General features: G+C 62.2%; 18 protein-coding genes. 7 read left to right on the top strand and 11 right to left on the bottom strand.

Going from position 1 to position 18,411, the window contains the following annotated elements; genetic code table 11:
* The first annotated feature begins 29 nt into the window (after positions 1–29).
* The 4 genes from UB48_RS13585 to pdxH all read left to right on the top strand — a co-directional run bounded on the left by UB48_RS13585 (position 30) and on the right by pdxH (position 5,287).
* Complete coding sequence (locus UB48_RS13585) at positions 30–2,288, top strand: beta-galactosidase (protein WP_045197797.1); 2,259 nt, start codon at positions 30–32, stop codon at positions 2,286–2,288.
* A 107-nt stretch (positions 2,289–2,395) separates the two neighbouring features.
* Entirely contained in the window at positions 2,396–3,541 is a 1,146-nt protein-coding gene (locus tag UB48_RS13590; RefSeq protein WP_045197799.1) for an EstA family serine hydrolase, read from the top strand.
* Positions 3,542–3,640: 99 nt separating this feature from the next.
* Positions 3,641–4,621: an OmpA family protein gene (locus UB48_RS13595; RefSeq protein WP_045197802.1), complete on the top strand. Its 981-nt coding sequence runs from the start codon at positions 3,641–3,643 to the stop codon at positions 4,619–4,621.
* An 18-nt stretch (positions 4,622–4,639) separates the two neighbouring features.
* Complete coding sequence (gene pdxH, locus UB48_RS13600; protein WP_045197804.1) at positions 4,640–5,287, top strand: pyridoxamine 5'-phosphate oxidase; 648 nt, start codon at positions 4,640–4,642, stop codon at positions 5,285–5,287.
* On the opposite strand, the gene UB48_RS13605 is transcribed toward pdxH, so the two are convergent.
* Positions 5,284–5,520 carry a hypothetical protein gene (locus tag UB48_RS13605; RefSeq protein ID WP_045197806.1) on the bottom strand — a complete coding sequence of 79 codons (237 nt, stop codon included), beginning with the start codon at positions 5,518–5,520 and terminating at the stop codon, positions 5,284–5,286. The genes pdxH and UB48_RS13605 overlap by 4 nt on opposite strands.
* Positions 5,521–5,668: 148 nt before the next feature.
* Between UB48_RS13605 and UB48_RS13610 the strand changes: the two genes are divergently transcribed.
* On the top strand, positions 5,669–6,133 hold the full coding sequence (locus UB48_RS13610) for a glycine zipper 2TM domain-containing protein (RefSeq protein ID WP_010221079.1): 465 nt from the start codon (positions 5,669–5,671) through the stop codon (positions 6,131–6,133).
* A gap of 67 nt (positions 6,134–6,200) precedes the next feature.
* On the opposite strand, the gene nhaA is transcribed toward UB48_RS13610, so the two are convergent.
* Entirely contained in the window at positions 6,201–7,382 is a 1,182-nt protein-coding gene (gene nhaA, locus UB48_RS13615; RefSeq protein WP_045197808.1) for a Na+/H+ antiporter NhaA, read from the bottom strand.
* 223 nt (positions 7,383–7,605) lie between these two features.
* Here nhaA and UB48_RS13620 point away from each other — a divergent pair, with 223 nt between their 5' ends.
* Complete coding sequence (locus UB48_RS13620) at positions 7,606–8,700, top strand: PLP-dependent cysteine synthase family protein (RefSeq protein ID WP_045197810.1); 1,095 nt, start codon at positions 7,606–7,608, stop codon at positions 8,698–8,700.
* Between the two features lie 62 nt (positions 8,701–8,762).
* On the opposite strand, the gene UB48_RS13625 is transcribed toward UB48_RS13620, so the two are convergent.
* The 3 genes from UB48_RS13625 to UB48_RS13635 all read right to left on the bottom strand — a co-directional run bounded on the left by UB48_RS13625 (position 8,763) and on the right by UB48_RS13635 (position 11,827).
* Positions 8,763–10,376 carry an NAD(P)/FAD-dependent oxidoreductase gene (locus tag UB48_RS13625; RefSeq protein WP_045197811.1) on the bottom strand — a complete coding sequence of 538 codons (1,614 nt, stop codon included), beginning with the start codon at positions 10,374–10,376 and terminating at the stop codon, positions 8,763–8,765.
* A 106-nt stretch (positions 10,377–10,482) separates the two neighbouring features.
* Positions 10,483–11,157 carry a COG3650 family protein gene (locus UB48_RS13630; protein WP_045197813.1) on the bottom strand — a complete coding sequence of 225 codons (675 nt, stop codon included), beginning with the start codon at positions 11,155–11,157 and terminating at the stop codon, positions 10,483–10,485.
* Positions 11,158–11,227: 70 nt separating this feature from the next.
* A complete protein-coding gene (locus tag UB48_RS13635; protein ID WP_045197815.1) occupies positions 11,228–11,827 on the bottom strand; it encodes a short chain dehydrogenase in 600 nt (199 codons plus the stop codon).
* Positions 11,828–11,934: 107 nt separating this feature from the next.
* Here UB48_RS13635 and UB48_RS13640 point away from each other — a divergent pair, with 107 nt between their 5' ends.
* On the top strand, positions 11,935–12,843 hold the full coding sequence (locus tag UB48_RS13640) for a LysR family transcriptional regulator (RefSeq protein ID WP_045197817.1): 909 nt from the start codon (positions 11,935–11,937) through the stop codon (positions 12,841–12,843).
* Between the two features lie 3 nt (positions 12,844–12,846).
* Here the strand turns inward: UB48_RS13640 and UB48_RS13645 are convergent, their stop codons facing one another.
* The 6 genes from UB48_RS13645 to UB48_RS13670 all read right to left on the bottom strand — a co-directional run bounded on the left by UB48_RS13645 (position 12,847) and on the right by UB48_RS13670 (position 18,238).
* Entirely contained in the window at positions 12,847–13,095 is a 249-nt protein-coding gene (locus UB48_RS13645) for a hypothetical protein (RefSeq protein WP_045197819.1), read from the bottom strand.
* A 145-nt stretch (positions 13,096–13,240) separates the two neighbouring features.
* Positions 13,241–13,942 (bottom strand): ABC transporter ATP-binding protein, encoded by a 702-nt coding sequence (locus UB48_RS13650; RefSeq protein ID WP_045197821.1) that lies wholly within the window; start codon positions 13,940–13,942, stop codon positions 13,241–13,243.
* A complete protein-coding gene (livG, locus tag UB48_RS13655) occupies positions 13,943–14,710 on the bottom strand; it encodes a high-affinity branched-chain amino acid ABC transporter ATP-binding protein LivG (protein ID WP_045197823.1) in 768 nt (255 codons plus the stop codon). It lies immediately after the preceding gene.
* Positions 14,707–15,963, bottom strand: coding sequence for a high-affinity branched-chain amino acid ABC transporter permease LivM (locus UB48_RS13660; RefSeq protein ID WP_045197825.1), 1,257 nt, complete (start codon positions 15,961–15,963; stop codon positions 14,707–14,709). Before UB48_RS13660 ends, livG begins: the two co-directional genes overlap by 4 nt.
* Positions 15,960–16,883 (bottom strand): high-affinity branched-chain amino acid ABC transporter permease LivH, encoded by a 924-nt coding sequence (livH, locus tag UB48_RS13665; RefSeq protein WP_028943524.1) that lies wholly within the window; start codon positions 16,881–16,883, stop codon positions 15,960–15,962. The genes UB48_RS13660 and livH overlap by 4 nt, the downstream gene beginning before the upstream one ends.
* Before the next feature lie 227 nt (positions 16,884–17,110).
* Positions 17,111–18,238, bottom strand: a complete 1,128-nt coding sequence (locus UB48_RS13670) for a branched-chain amino acid ABC transporter substrate-binding protein (RefSeq protein ID WP_045197827.1) — start codon at positions 18,236–18,238, stop codon at positions 17,111–17,113.
* Between the last annotated feature and the right edge of the window lie 173 nt (positions 18,239–18,411).

Below are 18,411 nucleotides of genomic sequence, written 5' to 3' on the forward strand. Positions count from 1 at the left end.
CATGGGCCCTCAAGGAGAGCTCCAGCCCTATGATTCGCCGTACCTTGCCTGCCGTATTCGCACTGTTGTTCAGCACGCCGTTGCTGGCTGGGCAACAGACGCTGTTCAGCTTCGTTCGCCCGGCCGCCGTGGTCAATGTGCTGACCGAAGATGCCAGCCTGCCGCAGTACAACGCAGAGCAGACGGCCGAGGGCGAGGTGCTGCGCCGCGTGGTGTTCAACCCGGTGGCGCAGCCCAAGCTGCGCCTGACCCCGCAGGCCGGGGCCTGGGACTGGTCCAGCGCCACGGCCCTGACCTTGCGTCTGCAAAGTGCCATGGACTGGGCGCTGACCGTCGATGTCACGGTGCTAAGCAGCGACGGCAAGACCCTCACCAGCCGCATCGACCTGCCGGCGGGCCCGGCGCAAACCGTCTATGTGCCGCTCAAGGCCAGTTCGCCGCTGAGCCAGGGCATGCGCGCCGGGCCGCCGATGCCCTGGGTGCACGAGGGCCAGCGGGTACTGCTGACCAGCAGCGCTGGCGAGGTCGATCTCAAGCAGGTGGTGTCGGTGACCTTGTCGATGAACAAGCCCAACGTCGCCCAGAGCATCCTCATCGAGCGCGTCGGCACCCAGGATGACGAGCAACTGCAAAAGGCCGTGTACACCGGCCTGATCGACGGCTATGGCCAGTCGACCCGCGGTCGCTGGCCGGAAAAGATCGTCAGCGATGACCAGCTCAAGGCCGCCGCCGGCCGCGAACAGCAGCAGCTCAAAGGCTGGCTGGGCGAACGCAGCAAGCTCAAGCTCGACAAGTTCGGTGGTATCAGCGAAGGCCCGGCGTTCGAGGCCAAGGGCTTCTTTCGCACCGAGAAACGCGAAGGTCGCTGGTACCTGGTGACCCCCGAAGGCCATCCGTTCTATTCCCTGGGCGTCAACACCGTGGCAGCCGACGGTGGCCGCACCTATGTAGCAGGGCGCGAGAGCATGTTCAGCGCACTGCCGCAAGCAGGTGAGGCGCTGGCGCAGTTCTACGGTGAAGGCAACAACAACGACGGCAATGGCTCGGCCCGTGGTCGCAACTTCAACCAGGGGCGCTGGTTCGACTTCTATGCCGCCAACATCGAGCGCAGCCATGGCACGCCGTGCACGCCGGTGGCAGCCAGCGACAAGGCGCCGGCGCTGGAATGCCCGCCCGCGGGCCTGGACAAGCAGCGCTGGCAGGGCCACACCCTCGACCGCCTGCAAGCCTGGGGCTTCAATACCCTGGGCAACTGGAGCGAGCCGACGCTCGGCCAGGCCAACCGCATGCCGTACACCTTGCCGCTGTCGATCGTTGGTGACTACACCAGCATCAGCACCGGCATGGACTGGTGGGGCGGCATGCCTGACCCGTTCGACCCGCGCTTTGCCATGGCCACCGAGCGTGCGGTGGCGATTGCCGCCCGCGATCACCGCGACGACCCCTGGCTGATCGGCTACTTTGCCGACAACGAGCTGGCCTGGGCCGCCCCCGGTGACGATCCCAAGGCCCGCTACGCCCTGGCCTACGGCACCTTGCGCCTGACCACCGATGTACCGGCCAAGCGTGCCTTCCTCAAGCAGTTGCGCGACAAGTACCGCAACCAGGCCGGCCTGTCCAAGGCCTGGGGCATTGACCTGCCCGCTTGGGAGCTGATGGAAGACCCAGGGTTCGAACCGCCGCTGCCAAGCCCTGAGCACCCGGAAATCGAGGCCGACTTCAAATACTTCCAGAAGGTCTTCGCCGAAACCTATTTCAAGACCATTTCCGACTCGCTGAAGTGGCATGCGCCCAATCATCTGTTGCTTGGCGGCCGTTATGCCGTGAGCACCCCGGAAGCAGTCGGCGCCTGTGCCGAGTACTGCGACGTCATCAGCTTCAATTTCTACACGCCCAAACCGCAGGACGGCTACGACTTCAACCAGCTCAAGGCGCTGGACAAGCCGGTGCTGGTCTCCGAGTTCCAGTTCGGCTCCCGCGACCGCGGCCCGTTCTGGCCGGGGCCGATGGAGGTGGCCAAGGAAGAGGGCAGGGCGCCGGCCTATGCCAGCTTCGTCAAGGCTGCCCTGGATGAGCCGTCAATCGTCGGTGTGCACTGGTTCCAGTACCTCGATCAACCTGCCAGCGGGCGCCTGCTCGATGGCGAGAACGGCCATTTCGGCCTGGTCGGCATTACCGATGTACCGTTCCAGGGCTTTGTCGACGGCGTGCGCAAGAGCAATCTGCAAACCCAGGAACAGTTCGGTAAAACCCTGGTGACCCCGGAAAAAGCACCGAAGACGCCCTGACACCTGCTGCCGGGCATGCACCGCCCGGCTTCTGTCTGTTCCCAAATCGTGCGCAGGCTGAAACAATGCACAGCCATTTGATAAGCCGGTTTCGCGGGAGTTGCTGGGTGCAGATTCAGGGTCATTACGAGCTTAAGTTTGAAGCGGTACGTGAAGCCTTTGCGGCGCTGTTCGACGATCCTCAGGAGCGTGGCGCGGCGCTGTGCATCCAGGTTGGCGGCGAAACCGTCATCGACCTCTGGGCCGGCAGCGCCGATAAAGACGGCGCCGAGGCCTGGCACAGCGATACCATTGCCAACCTGTTCTCCTGCACCAAGATGTTCACCGCCGTGACCGCCCTGCAGCTGGTCGGCGAAGGCAAGCTGGCCCTGGATGCGCCGGTGGCGCGGTACTGGCCGGAGTTCGCCCAGGCCGACAAGCAATCGATCACCTTGCGGCAACTGCTCAGCCATCGCGCCGGTGTGCCGGCCCTGCGTGAGCTGATGCCGGCCGAAGCCCTCTACGACTGGCACGCCATGGTCCAGGCACTGGCTGGCGAATCACCGTGGTGGACCCCGGGTACGGCCCACGGCTATGCGGCCATTACCTTTGGCTGGTTGATCGGCGAACTGATTCGCCGTGCCGATGGCCGCGAGCCAGGCGAATCGATCGTTGCCCGCACGGCCAGGCCGCTGGGCCTGGACTTTCATATCGGCCTTGGCGAAGAAGACTTCCCCCGCGTTGCGCATATCGCCCGCAGCAAAGGCAACATGGGCGACGAGGCGGCCCAGCGCCTGCTCCAGGTCACCCTGCGCGAGCCGCAAGCCCTGTCGACCCGGGCCTTTACCAACCCGCCGGGGATGCTTACCAGCGTCAACAAACCCGAGTGGCGGCGCATGCAGCAACCGGCGGCCAACGGCCACGGCAACGCCCGCAGCCTCGCCGGTTTCTACGCAGGCCTGCTCGATGGCAGTTTGTTGGAGTCGCAGCTGCTCGATGAGCTGACCCGCGAGCACAGCCTTGGCCAGGATCGGACTTTGCTGACCTCGACCCGTTTCGGTCTTGGCTGCATGCTTGACCAGCCGAGCGTCGCCAACGCGACCTTTGGTCTGGGCGCGCGCGCCTTCGGTCACCCGGGGGCGGGCGGTTCGGTGGGCTTTGCCGATCCGGAACACGATGTTTCCTTTGGTTTTGTTACCAATACCCTGGGCCCTTACGTGCTCATGGACCCTCGGGCGCAGAAGCTGGTGCGGGTATTGGCCAGCTGCCTTTGATCGGTTAACCCCCATGGGGCCTGAACCCTTTGGCTATTCTGAATTCCAAAGCCCTGCATTGCTGGGCCAAATTTCTTTCATTTTCATGGTGTATCGCTGATGTCTTCGCATAAATCCTTAGCTCTCGCCCTGTGCCTGGCCGTGACCGGCTGCGCGCAGCATCCTCAGAAAGATGGCGCCGCAGATGCCGGCTTCAACTGGTGGCCGTTTGGCTCGGACCAGGTCGTCGACAAGGAAGTTAAGGAAGTGGTCACCGAAAAAGTCGCCAAGGCCGACGCCAAGTCGGAAAGCGCCAGCCGCTGGTGGTGGCCGTTTGGTGACGACGCCAAGGGTAAGACCGCTGCCGTACCGAAAATCGACCACAAGGCCACCCAGGCCTGGCTGGACAGCTACGAGCCAAAGCTGCGCGAAGCGATCAAGGACAGCAAGTTCGAAGTCGAGCGCCGTGAAGACGTATTGGTCGTGACCGTGCCGGTCGACAGCTCCTACAACCCGGATCGCCCAGCGATGCTGCTGCCGGTCACCCTCGGCCCGATCACTCGCGTAGCCAAAGCCGTCGAGGCCGACAAGCAGACTGCCGTGCTGGTCCTGGGGCATGCCGACACCAGCGGTGTTGCCGCCGCCAACACCAAACTCAGCCAGGAGCGCGCCGGTTCCGTGGCGGCGATCTTCCGCCTCAGCGGCCTGGAGCGTGATCGCCTGATGCTGCGCGGCATGGGCTCGCAAATGCCGCGTGCCGCCAACGACAGCGTTGAAGGCCGCGCCTTGAACCGTCGCGTTGAACTGGTACTGACCCCGCAGAACACCATGGTTGCCCTGCTGGCCAAGTACAAGCAGCCAACCCCGAGCCCGGCCGAACTGGTTGCCGTACAGGATGCCAAGGCTCCGGCCAAGGCTGCTGCGAAACCGGCTGCCAAGCCTGCAGCCAAGGCCCCAGCGAAAAAGGCCACTGTGGCCAAGAAAGCCGCGCCGGCCAAGGCCGCTGCCAAGAAGCCTGCCGCCAAGCCTGCGGCGAAGAAGGCGGCGGCACCGGCGGCGAAAAAAGTCGCCGCCAACACCAGCCCTGCGAAGACTAACTGATCGTCAAGGAACGCAGTAATGACCCAGTCCCTGGCCGATATGCGCCGCGATTACACCCGCGACGGCCTGACCGAAGCCCAGGCTCCGGCGCAGCCGTTCGCGTTGTTTCGTCAATGGTTCGATGATGCCCTGAACACCGAGCAGCCGCCGGTTGAAGCCAACGCCATGACCCTGGCGACGGTGGATAGCGAAGGCCGCCCGCATTGCCGGATCGTCCTGCTCAAGGGCCTGGACGAGGAGGGTTTTACCTTCTTCACCAACTACGACAGCGCCAAGGGCCAGCAGCTGCTGGCCAACCCGTTCGCGGCCATGACCTTCTTCTGGCCGGCGCTGGAGCGTCAGGTGCGTATTGAGGGCCGGGTGGTCAAGGTCAGCCCGCAAGAATCGGACGAGTATTACCAGGTGCGCCCGCTGGGCAGCCGCCTGGGCGCCTGGGCCTCACCGCAGAGCCGGGTGATCGCTAACCGCGCCGAGCTCGAGGGCCTGGTCAAGGCCACCGAACAGCGCTTTAGCGACAACCAGCCACACTGCCCGGAGCACTGGGGTGGCTACCGCCTGCTACCCGAGCGCATCGAGTTCTGGCAGGGCCGCGCCAGCCGCCTGCACGACCGCCTCAACTATCGCTTGCAGCAAGGTAACTGGCTGCGTGAGCGCCTCGCGCCTTAATCGGCCGGGTAACCGGCGGCCTCGCGTTCCAGCCAGGCCGCCAGTTCACTGCGTTTGACCTTTTGCGCCTTGGCGCTGTCCAGACGTTGTAGCATGAAGGCTTTCTTGCCTTCGTCCTGGCCTGCCAGCGACAAGGCCAGGTCACGGTCCATCCAGCGCTTGATGCGAACGTAGATCCACCAGTGGAAGTACAAGCCTGCCACGGTGGTTATGACGACGATGAAGTAATCCATGTCTATCCTTGCGCTAGAAGTTTCTACCGGCTGCCCCGATAGCAACAGGCTGTACGGAAGCTGAATGGAAGCAATTTTACCCCGCATGTGTCGTGACAGTCGTCAATGCGCGGAGTCTAATGAGCATCTGTCTTACGGAGATCATCCAATGCGTAAATCTGTTCTGCTGGTGGCAAGCTTCACCACAATGTCGCTGCTGCTTGGTGGTTGTGCCTCGAGCCTGACCGGCGATTCGTACTCCCGTGATGAAGCGCGCCGTGTGCAGACCGTGCGCATGGGCACCATCGAGTCCCTGCGGCCGGTAAAAATCGAAGGGACCAAGACCCCGATCGGCGGCGGCGCCGGTGCCATCGTCGGCGGCGTCGCCGGCAGTGCGGTAGGTGGTGGCCGCGGCAGTATCGTTGCCGCCGTGATCGGCGCCGTGGCCGGTGGCCTGGCAGGCTCCGCCGCCGAAGAAGGCCTGACCCGCACCCAGGGCGTGGAAATCACCGTGCGTGAAGATGACGGCAGCATGCGTGCCTACGTGCAGGCCGTGCAGCAGAACGAGATCTTCCGCGTCGGCGAGCGTGTGCGGATCATGACCGTCGACGGCACCAGCCGCGTCACTCACTGAGTTTTGCACCACCCATTAAAAACCCCGACTCGGCAAAGCCGGTCGGGGTTTTTTATTGCCTTGAGACTCAGGCCGTGACGGGCTTGCGACTCGACAGCGCGGTGATGCCATAGCCGATCAGCGCGGCCAGAATGGAGCCGGTGAGAATGCCCATGCGGTCCATGCCGGCGTATTCGCTGCTACCCGGCACGAAGGCCAGGGAGCCGACAAACAGGCTCATGGTGAAGCCGATGCCGCAGAGAATCGCCACACCCAGCACCTGGCCCCAGTTGGCACCCGCCGGCAAGGCGGCCATGCCGGCCTTGATCATCAGCCAGGCGAAGCCGAACACGCCGAGGGTCTTGCCCACCAGCAAACCTACGGCAATGCCCATCGGCACGTGATGGGTGAAGCTTTCGAGGCTGACCCCGGCCAGTGACACACCGGCGTTGGCAAAGGCGAACAGCGGCAGGATGCCATAGGCAACCCAGGGGTGCAGGGCATGCTCCAGGCTCAGCAGCGGCGAAGGCTCGGCGTTCTTGGTGCGCAGCGGAATGCACAGCGCCAGGGTGACACCGGCCAGGGTGGCGTGCACACCGCTCTTGAGCACGCAGACCCAGAGGATCAGGCCGACCACCATGTACGGGCCAAGCTTGACCACGCCCATGCGGTTCATCGCGATCAGTACCAGCAGACAAGCTGCCGCCAGGCCCAGCGACAGGCTCGACAGGGTACCCGAGTAGAACAGGGCGATGACGATGATCGCCCCCAGGTCGTCGATGATCGCCAGGGTCATCAGGAACAGCTTGAGCGAAACCGGTACGCGCTTGCCGAGCAAGGCCAGCACGCCGAGGGCGAAGGCGATGTCGGTGGCCATGGGGATTGCCCAGCCAGCCACGGCAGCCGGGTTGTCCTTGTTCAGGAACCAGTAGATCAGCGCCGGTACCACCATGCCGCCGATAGCGGCTGCGCCGGGCAAGACGATCTGCGAAGGCTTGGACAGATGCCCGTCGACCACCTCGCGCTTGACCTCCAGGCCAATCAGCAGAAAGAACAGGGCCATCAGCCCGTCGTTGATCCACAACAACAGGGGCTTGGCGATTTTCAGCGCGCCAATCTGGGCGACTACGGGAACATCCAGCAAGCCGTTGTACAGGTACGACAAGGGCGAGTTGTTGATGATCAAGGCCAGGGCAGCTGCAGCAATCAGTAATAGACCGCTGGCAGCTTCCAACTGAAAGAAACGAGTGAAAGTGCTACGCAGGGGCAAGGGCGCTCTCCATCCTGAAGGTTCTGATAGGGGCACACCCTACCCTGTGGTGATATTCTTTAAAACAAAAACTATATTCTTTTTTGTTATAAGCTGTAACCAACTCACGCCATGCAGCCTAGCAGTTGCAGTCGATAATTCACCGTGGCTGTATCTGTAGCAATTATCAGAATTTTCCTAACATGTTCTGCTGAACTTCGAACTTTTTGCCCGAGAATCGACCATGACCGATCACCGCCAGTGGGCCCGTGAAGCCATCCGCATCATCGAAGCGGACTTCCAGCGCAGCGCCGATACCCACCTGATCCCGCTGCCGCTGCCTGGGTTTCCTGAGGTCGAGCTGTATTTCAAGGATGAGTCGAGCCACCCCACCGGCAGCCTCAAGCACCGGCTCGCGCGTTCGTTGTTTCTTTATGCCCTGTGTAACGGCTGGTTGCGTCCGGGCGCGCCGGTGATCGAGGCGTCGAGCGGCTCGACGGCGATTTCCGAAGCCTACTTTGCGCGCTTGCTTGGGCTGCCCTTCATTGCCGTGGTACCGGCCAGTACCTCGCAGGAAAAGATCGCCCAGATCGCCTTCTATGGTGGCCAGAGCCACCTGGTACAGGATCCGACGCAGATCTACGCCGAGTCCGAGCGTCTGGCCCGGGAAAGCGGCGGACACTTCATGGACCAGTTCACCTATGCCGAGCGCGCTACCGACTGGCGGGCCAACAACAACATCGCCGAGTCGATCTTTGCCCAGATGCGCTTCGAGCAATTCCCCGAACCGAGCTGGCTGATTTCCAGCCCCGGTACCGGTGGCACTACCGCGACCCTGGGCCGTTACGTGCGTTATCGCCAGCACGCCACCCGGGTGTTGTGCGCCGATGCCGAGCGCTCGGTATTTTTCGACTGCTACAAGACCGGTGACCGCTCGCTGCGCCTGGACTGTGGTTCGCGCATCGAAGGCATCGGCCGACCGCGGGTCGAGGCGTCGTTCCTGGCGCAGGTGATCGACGCCATGGTCAAGGTGCCGGACGCCCTGTCACTGGCGGCCATGCATTACCTGGCCCAGCGCCTGGGGCGGCGGGTCGGCGGCTCCAGCGGCACCAACCTGATCGGCGCCCTGGCGGCGGCGCAACACATGCGCGCGGCGGGGGAGGCCGGCTCGATCGTGGCGATCCTCTGCGACGGCGGCGATCGCTACGCCACTACCTACTATGACCAGGACTGGTTGAGCGGGCAGGGGTATCAGCTGGAGGGGATGATCGCGGCGGTGACGGCGTGTGTCGAGCGCGGTGAAGCGTTGCCGGAATCGGTATTGCGCGAGGGCGTTTGAAGGCGGGGCTGATTTACAGCCCATCGCCGGCAACGCCGGCGATGGCTTTATTGCGATATGAATCAGGCCTGCAGGCCCAGCATGCTGCGCGCCACCGCTTCAGCAATGCGAATCCCGTCGACACCGGCCGAGAGGATCCCGCCGGCATAACCAGCACCTTCACCCGCCGGGAACAGGCCCTTGAGGTTCAGGCTCTGCATGCTGGCATCACGGGTGATGCGCAGCGGCGATGAGGTGCGGGTTTCGATCCCGGTCAACACCGCGTCTGGCAGGTTGTAGCCCTTGATCTGCCGATCGAAGGCTGGCAATGCTTCGCGAATGGCTTCGATGGCAAAATCCGGCAGGCTTGGCGCCAGGTCGCCGAGGTTCACCCCCGGTTTGTAGGACGGCTCGACACTGCCGATGGCGGTGGACGGCCGCCCGGCAACGAAGTCACCGACCAGTTGCGCAGGTGCCTGGTAGTTGCTGCCGCCCAGCACGTAAGCGTGGGCTTCGAGTTTTTCCTGCAGCTCGATACCGGCCAGCGGGCCACCCGGGTAGTCCTGCTCGGGGGTAATGCCGACAACAATACCGGAGTTGGCATTGCGCTCGTTACGCGAGTACTGGCTCATGCCGTTGGTGACTACCCGGCCCGGCTCGCTGGTAGCGGCAACCACGGTGCCGCCCGGGCACATGCAGAAGCTGTAGACCGAACGGCCGTTCTTGGCGTGGTACACCAGCTTGTAATCGGCTGCACCGAGTTTCGGGTGGCCGGCATACTTGCCCAGGCGCGCCTGGTCGATCAGCGATTGCGGGTGCTCGATCCGAAAACCGATGGAGAACGGCTTGGCTTCCATAAACACGCCACGGGCGTGCAGCATGCGGAAGGTGTCACGGGCACTGTGGCCCAGGGCCAGGACGACGTGGCGCGAGTGCAGCTGTTCGCCACTTTCCAGGACTACGCCATTGAGCTGGCCGTCGTCCATCAACAGGTCGGTGACCTTCTGTTCGAAGCGTACTTCGCCGCCCAGCGCCTGAATTTCCTGACGCATGTTTTCGACCATGCCGGTCAGGCGGAAGGTACCGATGTGCGGCTTGCTGACGTAGAGGATCTCGTCCGGTGCACCGGCTCTGACGAACTCGTGCAATACCTTGCGGCCGTGGTGCTGCGGGTCCTTGATCTGGCTGTACAGCTTGCCGTCGGAGAAGGTCCCGGCGCCGCCTTCGCCGAACTGCACGTTCGACTCGGGATTGAGCACGCTTTTGCGCCACAGGCCCCAGGTGTCCTTGGTGCGCTGGCGAACTTCCTTGCCGCGCTCGAGGATGATCGGCTTGAAGCCCATCTGCGCCAGCAGCAGGCCGGCGAAGATCCCGCACGGGCCGAAGCCGACCACAATGGGCCGCTCCTGCAGGTCGGCAGGTGCCTGGCCAACCACTTTGTAGCTGACATCGGGGGCGACGTTGACGTTGTGATCGTCGGCGAACTTTTGCAGCAGTTCGGCTTCGTTGCTCGCCTGCAGGTCGATGGTATAGATGAACAGCAGCTCGCTGTTCTTCTTGCGCGCATCGTAGCTGCGCTTGAACAGGGTGAAGTCCAGCAGTTGCTCGTCGCTGATCCCAAGGCGTTGCACGATGGCCTCGCGCAGGGCTTCATCAGGATGATCCAGCGGCAGCTTCAGTTCGGTGATTCGTAACATGGCAGGGTCCAGTATCCCGGCCATGAACGGCCGGCGGCTTTACACAAACCGCCAAGTATAAGCTGTTCGCCGCCTTTGCAGGCAGGTTAAACGCAGGCGCCGATGATCAGTCGTTGCGTGAGCCACCGTAGTAGGCGCAGCCGCGCAGGGTCTGGCCGTCCACCCGTAGCTCGGCGATCAGATGCTGGACACTGCCGGTGGCGCTGTCGACGCAGCGTTGCGGAGCGACCCAGAGCTCGACTTTCTGGCCGTTGGCCTCGGTGTTGAGGCTGAAGCGCCCGTCGGGCAGCTGTTCTTCCAGGAAAGGGACCGCCAGTGTTGGCTGGCCGAGGCGTTCGAGGACCATGCCCTTGCCGCCGGCCTTGAGGTTCCAGTCCGGCTCGTGGCCACTGGCGCGCAGGGTCAGGCGCTTGAAGTTGGGGTCGCTGCAGGCGCTGCTGGAGTGTTCGATGCGGTACAGGCGTTGTACGTTCAACTGGCCGTCGTTGCCGGCCTTTGCGCTGGCCGACAAGGTACCGCGCACGTCGGCGAACAGGGTGCCGGGGGTGGCCGCCAGCGCGCTGGCTTCCTGCAGCAGGCCGGTGTTGCCGCTGTCGGTCACGGCAAAGCGGCGGGTCTCTTCACAGGGCTTGAACAGCAGCTGTCCGCCCTGGGCTGTCAGTTCGCCCTGCATGCGGGTCTGGCCGGCGGTAGAGGCGGCTTGCGGCTTTTCAGCCAGCATCTGGCAGCCGGCGAACAGCGGCAACAAGGCGACAAGCAACAGCGAAGGGGCGGCACGCATCAAGCAAACTCCAGCATCTCGAGCAAAAGGTGCCGCCACGTTACGCAGGCTGGTCGCCGATCACAAGGCCTTAGCCCACCTGGTAGGTCTGGCCGGTTTGCAAACCTTCGACGCTCTTGGCATAGGCCAGTGCCACGTCGGCGGCCGGAACGGGTTTGAAACCGCGAAAATATGGCGCATAGGCCGGCATGGCTTCGACCAGTACAGTGGGGCTGATGGTGTTGACCCGCAGGCCACGGGGCAATTCGATGGCGGCAGCTTTGACGAACGCATCGAGGGCGCCGTTAACCAGCGCGGCCGAGGCCCCGGTGCGAATCGGGTCGCGGTTGAGGATGCCGCTGGTAAAGGTGAACGAGCCGCCATCATTGATGAACTCGCGGCCGATCAGCAGCAGGTTGACCTGGCCCATGAGCTTGTCGTTCAGGCCCAGGGCGAAGTGCTCCGCGTTCATTTCATCGAGGGCGGCGAAGGTGACATTGCCGGCGGCGCAGACCAGGGCATCGAAGCGGCCGGTTTGCTCGAACAGGCGCCGGATCGAGGCACTGTCGCTGATGTCCACCTGATAGTCGCCGCTGCTGCGGCCGATGCGCAGCACTTCATGACGTTGCTCCAGCTCTTTGGCAACCGCCGAACCGATGGTACCGCTGGCGCCGATCAACAGGATTTTCATTGAGCCATTCCTCGTAGGGTGTGTAGACAAGGCTCAAGTCTAGGGTGGATTTTTCTGTAGATAAGCGTGCTAATAGGCAACCTTTGGTTTTCATCTGGAAACAATCCATGAGCGACCTCGATGATCTGGCGGCCTTTGCCGTGCTGATGGATGCCGGCAGCTTTACCTTGGCCGCACAACAACTGGGCTGGAGCAAGGGGCAACTGTCCAAGCGCATCAGCGCTCTTGAAGCCAGCCATTCGGTGAAGTTGCTGCACCGCACTACCCGGCGGCTGAGCCTGACTGCGGCTGGCGCCATGTTGCTGCCCCAGGCGCAGGCACTGGTGCGGCAAATGGAAGGGGCGCGGCAGACCCTGGCCATGCTCAAGGACGAACTGGCGGGACCGGTGCGAATCACCGTGCCGGTGTCGTTGGGCGAGACGTTTTTTGAAGGATTGCTGCTGGAGTTCGCCACCCGCTACCCGGACCTGCAGGTAGAGCTTGAGCTGAACAACGGCTATCGCGACTTGCTGGGCGACGGCTTTGACCTGGCGATTCGCACCGATGTCCAGGATGACGCGCGACTGGTTGCCCGTCCGGTGCTGGCCATGCAGGAGCTGACCTGCGCCAGCCCGGCCTACTTGCAGCGCTATGGCGAACCGATGGTGCCGGGCGAACTGAGCAGCCATCGCTGCCTGCTCAACAGCCATTACAGCGGCCGTGAAGAGTGGTTGTATCACCAGCAGCACGAACTGTTGCGGGTGCAGGTGGCGGGCAGCTTTGCCAGCAATCATTACAGTTTGCTGAAGAAGGCGGCGCTGCTGGGCGCCGGGGTCGCCCGTCTGCCGTCGTACATGCTCCATGCAGAACTGGCTGACGGCCGCTTGCAGTGGTTGCTGCGCGACTATCAGACGCGCAGCGTGCCGTTGTTCCTGGTGCACCCCTATCAAGGCGGGATGCCGCAGCGGGTCCAGGTGCTGGCCGATTACTTGCTGGCCTGGTTCAGGCGAAGCAGCCAGGCCTTGCGGACCCTGTAGGGGTTACATCTTGTCGTCGTGCATTTCGTTTTTCATCATCTTGTCGTTCTTGTCCATCTTCTTGTCCATCTTCATGTCGTTGCTCATGTCCATCTTCTTGTCGTCGGCCATTTTCTTGTCCATTTTTATGTCTTTCTCCATGCTTGCTTCCTTGCTCATTTTCATGTCGTCGGCGGCGTGGACAACAGGCAGGAAGGCCAGGCTCGAGCCCAGGGAGAGGATAAGTGCGGCGGCGCTGAGGGACTTGTTCATGATGAGGCTCCAGTAGTAAGGGGAGGTTAGAGCCAGCGCTTCTGGCCCACCTGCAGCACTAGAGTCCGGTGCCCTGGAGGCGTTACAGCAGGCAAGAAAAAAGGCCCGAAGGCCTTTTTTCATTTGTGGCATATAGCGTCTGGCATCAACCGCCCAGGTAGGCGTCGCGGACTTTCGGGTCGGTCAGCAGCGCTTCACCGGTGCCTTCCATCACCACCCGGCCGTTTTCCAGCACATAGGCACGGTCGGCGACTTTCAGCGCCTGGTTGGCGTTCTGTTCGACCAGGAACACCGTCACGCCATCACGGCGCAGTTGTTCGATGATGTCGAAGATCTGCTGGATGATGATCGGTGCCAGGCCCAGCGATGGCTCGTCGAGCAGCAGCAGCTTGGGTTTGCTCATCAGCGCCCGGCCGATGGCGAGCATCTGCTGCTCGCCGCCGGACATGGTGCCGCCACGCTGGCTGAAGCGCTCCTTCAGGCGCGGGAACAGTTGCAGGACCTTGTCCATCTGCTCCTGGTAATCGCCCTTGTCGGTGAAGAAACCGCCCATGGCCAGGTTTTCTTCCACGGTCAGGCGGGCGAACACGCGGCGGCCCTCAGGGACCACAGCGATGCTCTTGCGCATGATGTGCGAGGACGGCTGGCCGACCAGCTCTTCACCCAGGTAGCGGATGCTGCCGCTGCTCGCTTGCGGCGAGCCGCAGAGGGTCATCAGCAGGGTCGATTTGCCGGCACCGTTGGCACCGATCAGGGTGACGATCTCGCCCTGGCGGATCTCGACGTTGACGCTGTGCAGTGCCTGGATCTTGCCGTAGAAGGTGGAAACGTTTTCGAACTGCAGCATTTACGCTTCCCCCAGGTAGGCTTTGATCACTTCAGGGTTGTCGCGGATCTGTTCCGGCGTACCGTCGGCCAGGGGCGTGCCCTGGTTGATCACCACGATGTGGTCGGAGATGCTCATGACCAGTTTCATGTCGTGCTCGATCAGCAGCACGGTGACGTTGTGCTCTTCACGCAGCACGCTGATCAGCGCCTTGAGGTCTTCGGTCTCTTTCGGGTTGAGGCCGGCCGCCGGTTCGTCGAGCATGATGATCCGTGGACGGGTCATCATGCAGCGAGCGATTTCCAGGCGCCGTTGCTGGCCGTAGGCAAGCGTACCGGCGGGGCGGTTGGCGAACTCGAGCAGGTCGACCTTCTCCAGCCAGTACCGTGCGTACTCTTTTGCTTCGAGCTCGCTGCGGCGAAAGGACGGGGTCTTGAGCAGGCCGGCGAAGAAGTTGGTGTTCAGGTGCCGGTGCTGGGCGATCAGCAGGTTTTCCAGGGCGGTCATCTCTTTGAACAGACGCACGTTCTGGAAGGTCCGCACCACACCCTTGCGGGCGATCTGATGGCCGGCCAGGCCCTGGATCGGCTGGCCGTCGAGCAGGATACTGCCGGCGCTCGGCTTGTAGAAACCGGTCAGGCAATTGAACACCGTGGTCTTGCCGGCGCCGTTCGGGCCGATCAACGCCACTACCTGTTTTTCCTTGACGGTCAGGGCCACGCCGTTGACCGCCAACAAGCCGCCGAAGCGCATGCTCAGGCCGCTGACTTGCAGAATTTCGCGGCTCATCGACGCAGCTCCATATGTGGACGTTGCATAGGCAGCAGGCCTTGCGGACGCCAGATCATCATCAACACCATCAGCGCACCGAACATCAACATGCGGTATTCGCTGAATTCACGCATCAGCTCAGGCAGCAGGATCATCACGATGGCCGCAAGGATCACGCCCAGTTGCGAGCCCATGCCGCCGAGCACGACGATGGCGAGGATGATGGCCGATTCGATGAAGGTGAACGACTCCGGTGTCACCAGACCCTGGCGTGCGGCGAAGAAGCTGCCGGCGAAACCGGCGAAGCAGGCACCCAGGGTGAACGCCGAGAGCTTGATGATGGTCGGGTTCAGGCCCAGTGCGCGGCAGGCGATTTCGTCTTCACGCAGGGCTTCCCAGGCGCGACCGATCGGCATGCGCAGCAGGCGGTTGATCACGAACAGCGCCAGCAACGCCAGCAGCAGCGCCACCAGGTAGAGGAAGATCACCTTGTTGATCGAGTTGTACTGCAGGCCGAAGAACTCGTGGAAGGTCTGCATGCCCTCGGCGGCCTTGCGTTCGAAGGTCAGGCCGAAGAAGGTTGGTTTCTCGATGTTGCTGATCCCGTTGGGGCCGCCGGTAAGACCGGTGAGGTTTCGCAGGAACAGGCGGATGATTTCACCGAAACCCAGGGTCACGATGGCCAGGTAGTCGCCGCGCAGACGCAATACCGGGAAGCCGAGCAGGAAGCCGAAGGTCGCCGCCATCAGGCCGGCAATCGGCAGGCAGATCCAGAAGCTCAGGCCGTAGTAGTGCGACAGCAGGGCGTAGCTGTAGGCGCCGACGGCATAGAAGCCGACGTAACCCAGGTCGAGCAGGCCAGCCAGGCCGACCACGATGTTCAGGCCAAGGCCCAGCAATACGTAGATCAGGATCAGGGTGGCGATGTCGACCGCGCCGCGTGAGCCGAAGAACGGCCACACCAGTGCAACCATGATCAGGCCGATGATGATCCAGCGCTGGGTCTTGGGCAGGGTCAGGAAGTTGCTCATGGCCGGCGAGATCAACTTACGGCCCGAACGGCGGCTGGTTGCCGCGCTCCATTGCTTGTCGAACAGCACGCGCAAGAACATCAGCACCGAACACACGGCGATGACCGTGAGGGTGAAAGGCCCTTGGCTGTGAACGATCAGGTTGATGCCGTCGATGCTGAGTTTCAGGCCCAGCACCGGAAAGGCGACAGCCCAGACCAGCAAGGCGCTGAAGAACGCCTGTTTAAGATTTTTGTTCATACTTTTTCAACCTCCGGACGGCCGAGGATGCCGGTCGGACGGAACAACAGCACCAGAACCAACAGGCCGAATGCCACGACGTCCTTGTACTGGTCACCGAAGATATCGGCGCCAAAGGCTTCAGCCACCCCCAGCACCAGCCCGCCGAGCATGGCGCCCGGAATGCTGCCGATGCCGCCCAGCACAGCCGCGGTAAAGGCCTTCAGGCCCACCAGGAAACCGGCGTTGGGGTTGATCACCCCGTACTGCATGCTCAGCAGCACGGCCGCCACGGCCGCCAGGGCGGCACCGATGACGAAGGTCAGGGCGATGATGTTGTTGGTGTTGATGCCAAGCAGGTTGGCCATCTTGATGTCTTCGGCACAGGCCCGGCAGGCCCGGCCCAGACGCGAGCGGGAGATGAACAGGGTCAAACCGGTCATGGCCACCAGGGTGACTACGAAAACCAGGATCTGCATGTAGGAGATCAGCACTTCCTCTGCGCCGCCCGGGCCGAAGGAGATACTCCCAGGGATCAGGTTGGGGATGGACTTGTCCTTGGAGTCTTGGGATAGCAATACGGTGTTTTGCAGGAAAATCGACATACCGATGGCAGAAATCAGCGGGATCAACCGGTTGCTGTTACGCAACGGACGGTAGGCGACCCGTTCGATACTGTAGCCATAGGCACTGGTAACGAAGATCGTGGCGACGAAGGCGACGGTCATCAATATCGGCAGTGAATCGATCCCCATCATGGCCAGGCCCGCAAGGGCGATAAAGGCCACGTAGGAACCGATCATGTACACCTCGCCATGGGCGAAGTTGATCATTCCAATGATGCCGTAAACCATTGTGTAGCCAATGGCTATCAAGGCATAGGTGCTGCCAATGGTCAGACCATTAACCAGCTGTTGGAAGAAGTGATAGATCTCAGGCATTACAGCGCTCCTAAAAACCTGATACGCATTTCACTGGTGGGGATGCCCCCGGCCTGGTCTTGTGGTCTTGGCCACTTCGGCACAGGCAACTGCCAGCGAACCGCTGGTGACGGTTTTAAGATTTTCAGGTGAACCTGCTCCCGGATCGCGGGAATCAGGCCCATGAACCTCGTAAAACAAAGCCCACTGCTCGCACAGTGGGCTTGTAGTCATATAGTCAGACGGGATTACTGAGGGGAAACTTCGGTTTTAGGTTTGCCGAAATGCCATTCGTAGACCACGAATTTGAAGTCTTTCAGGTCGCCTTTGGCGTCGTACGACAGGTCGCCGGTCGGGGTCTTGAAGGTGCCGGCATGGATGGCTGCAGCCACTTTGTCGGTGTCTTCGGACTTGGCCGCCTTGATGCCTTCGGCGATCAGCTCGACAGCCGAGTAGGCCGGGAACACGAACGGGCCGCTTGGGTCTTTGCCGTCAGCCTTGATGGCATCGGCGATGGCCTTGTTCGCAGGGTCGGCGTCGAAGGATTTCGGCAGGGTCACCAGCAGGCCTTCGGAAGCGCCTTGGGCGATCTGCGAGATGGAGTCGTTACCGACACCTTCAGGGCCCATGAACTTGGCGTTCAGGCCTTTCTCCTTGGCTTGACGCAGGATCAGGCCCAGCTCTGGGTGGTAGCCGCCGTAGTAGACGAAGTCGACATTGGCTTGCTTGAGCTTCTGGATGATCGAGGAGAAGTCCTTGTCGCCGGCGTTCAGGCCTTCGAACACGGCAACCTTGACGCCTTTGCCTTCGAGGGTGGTTTTGACCGCGCTGGCGATGCCTTCACCGTACTGCTGTTTGTCGTGCAGTACCGCAACCACTTTCGGTTTCACATGGTCGGCAATGTAGTTGCCAGCCGCAGGGCCCTGGGCGCTGTCCAGGCCGATGGTGCGGAAGATCAGCTTGTAGCCGCGGGAGGTGATTTCCGGGCTGGTGGCAGCCGGGGTGATCATGATCACGCCTTCGTCTTCGTAGATGTCGGACGCAGGCTGGGTGGAGCTGGAGCACAGGTGGCCGACCACGTATTTGACGCCGTCGTTGACCACTTTGTTGGCGACTGCCACGGCCTGTTTAGGGTCGCAAGCGTCATCGTATTCTTTGGCTTCAAGCATCTTGCCGTCGACGCCGCCCTTGGCGTTGATGTCCTTGATGGCCTGTTTTGCACCGATGAACTGCATGTCGCCGTACTGAGTGACCGGGCCGGTTTTCGGGCCGGCGATGCCGATCTTGATGGTATCGGCTGCAAACGAATGGCTGGCAACCCCGGCCAGAACCATTGCGGCAAACAGTTTGGAAATCTGCTTAGTAGCCTTACTCATAGTGCTCCACTCATTCTGTTGTAATTTTTATAGTCCTGGCGGCCAGAGCTTGAGGACCGGATCAGGTTCCATGAGAGGCCACGCCTCGTCACGGACCCGGATAACCCCCGGAACGGCCCTGGCAACTGTACCGGTACAGTGTAGAGCGCTGCTTTGTCGCTTGAAAAGCAGGC

The organism is Pseudomonas sp. 2(2015) (assembly GCF_000955865.1).
Lineage (GTDB): Bacteria > Pseudomonadota > Gammaproteobacteria > Pseudomonadales > Pseudomonadaceae > Aquipseudomonas.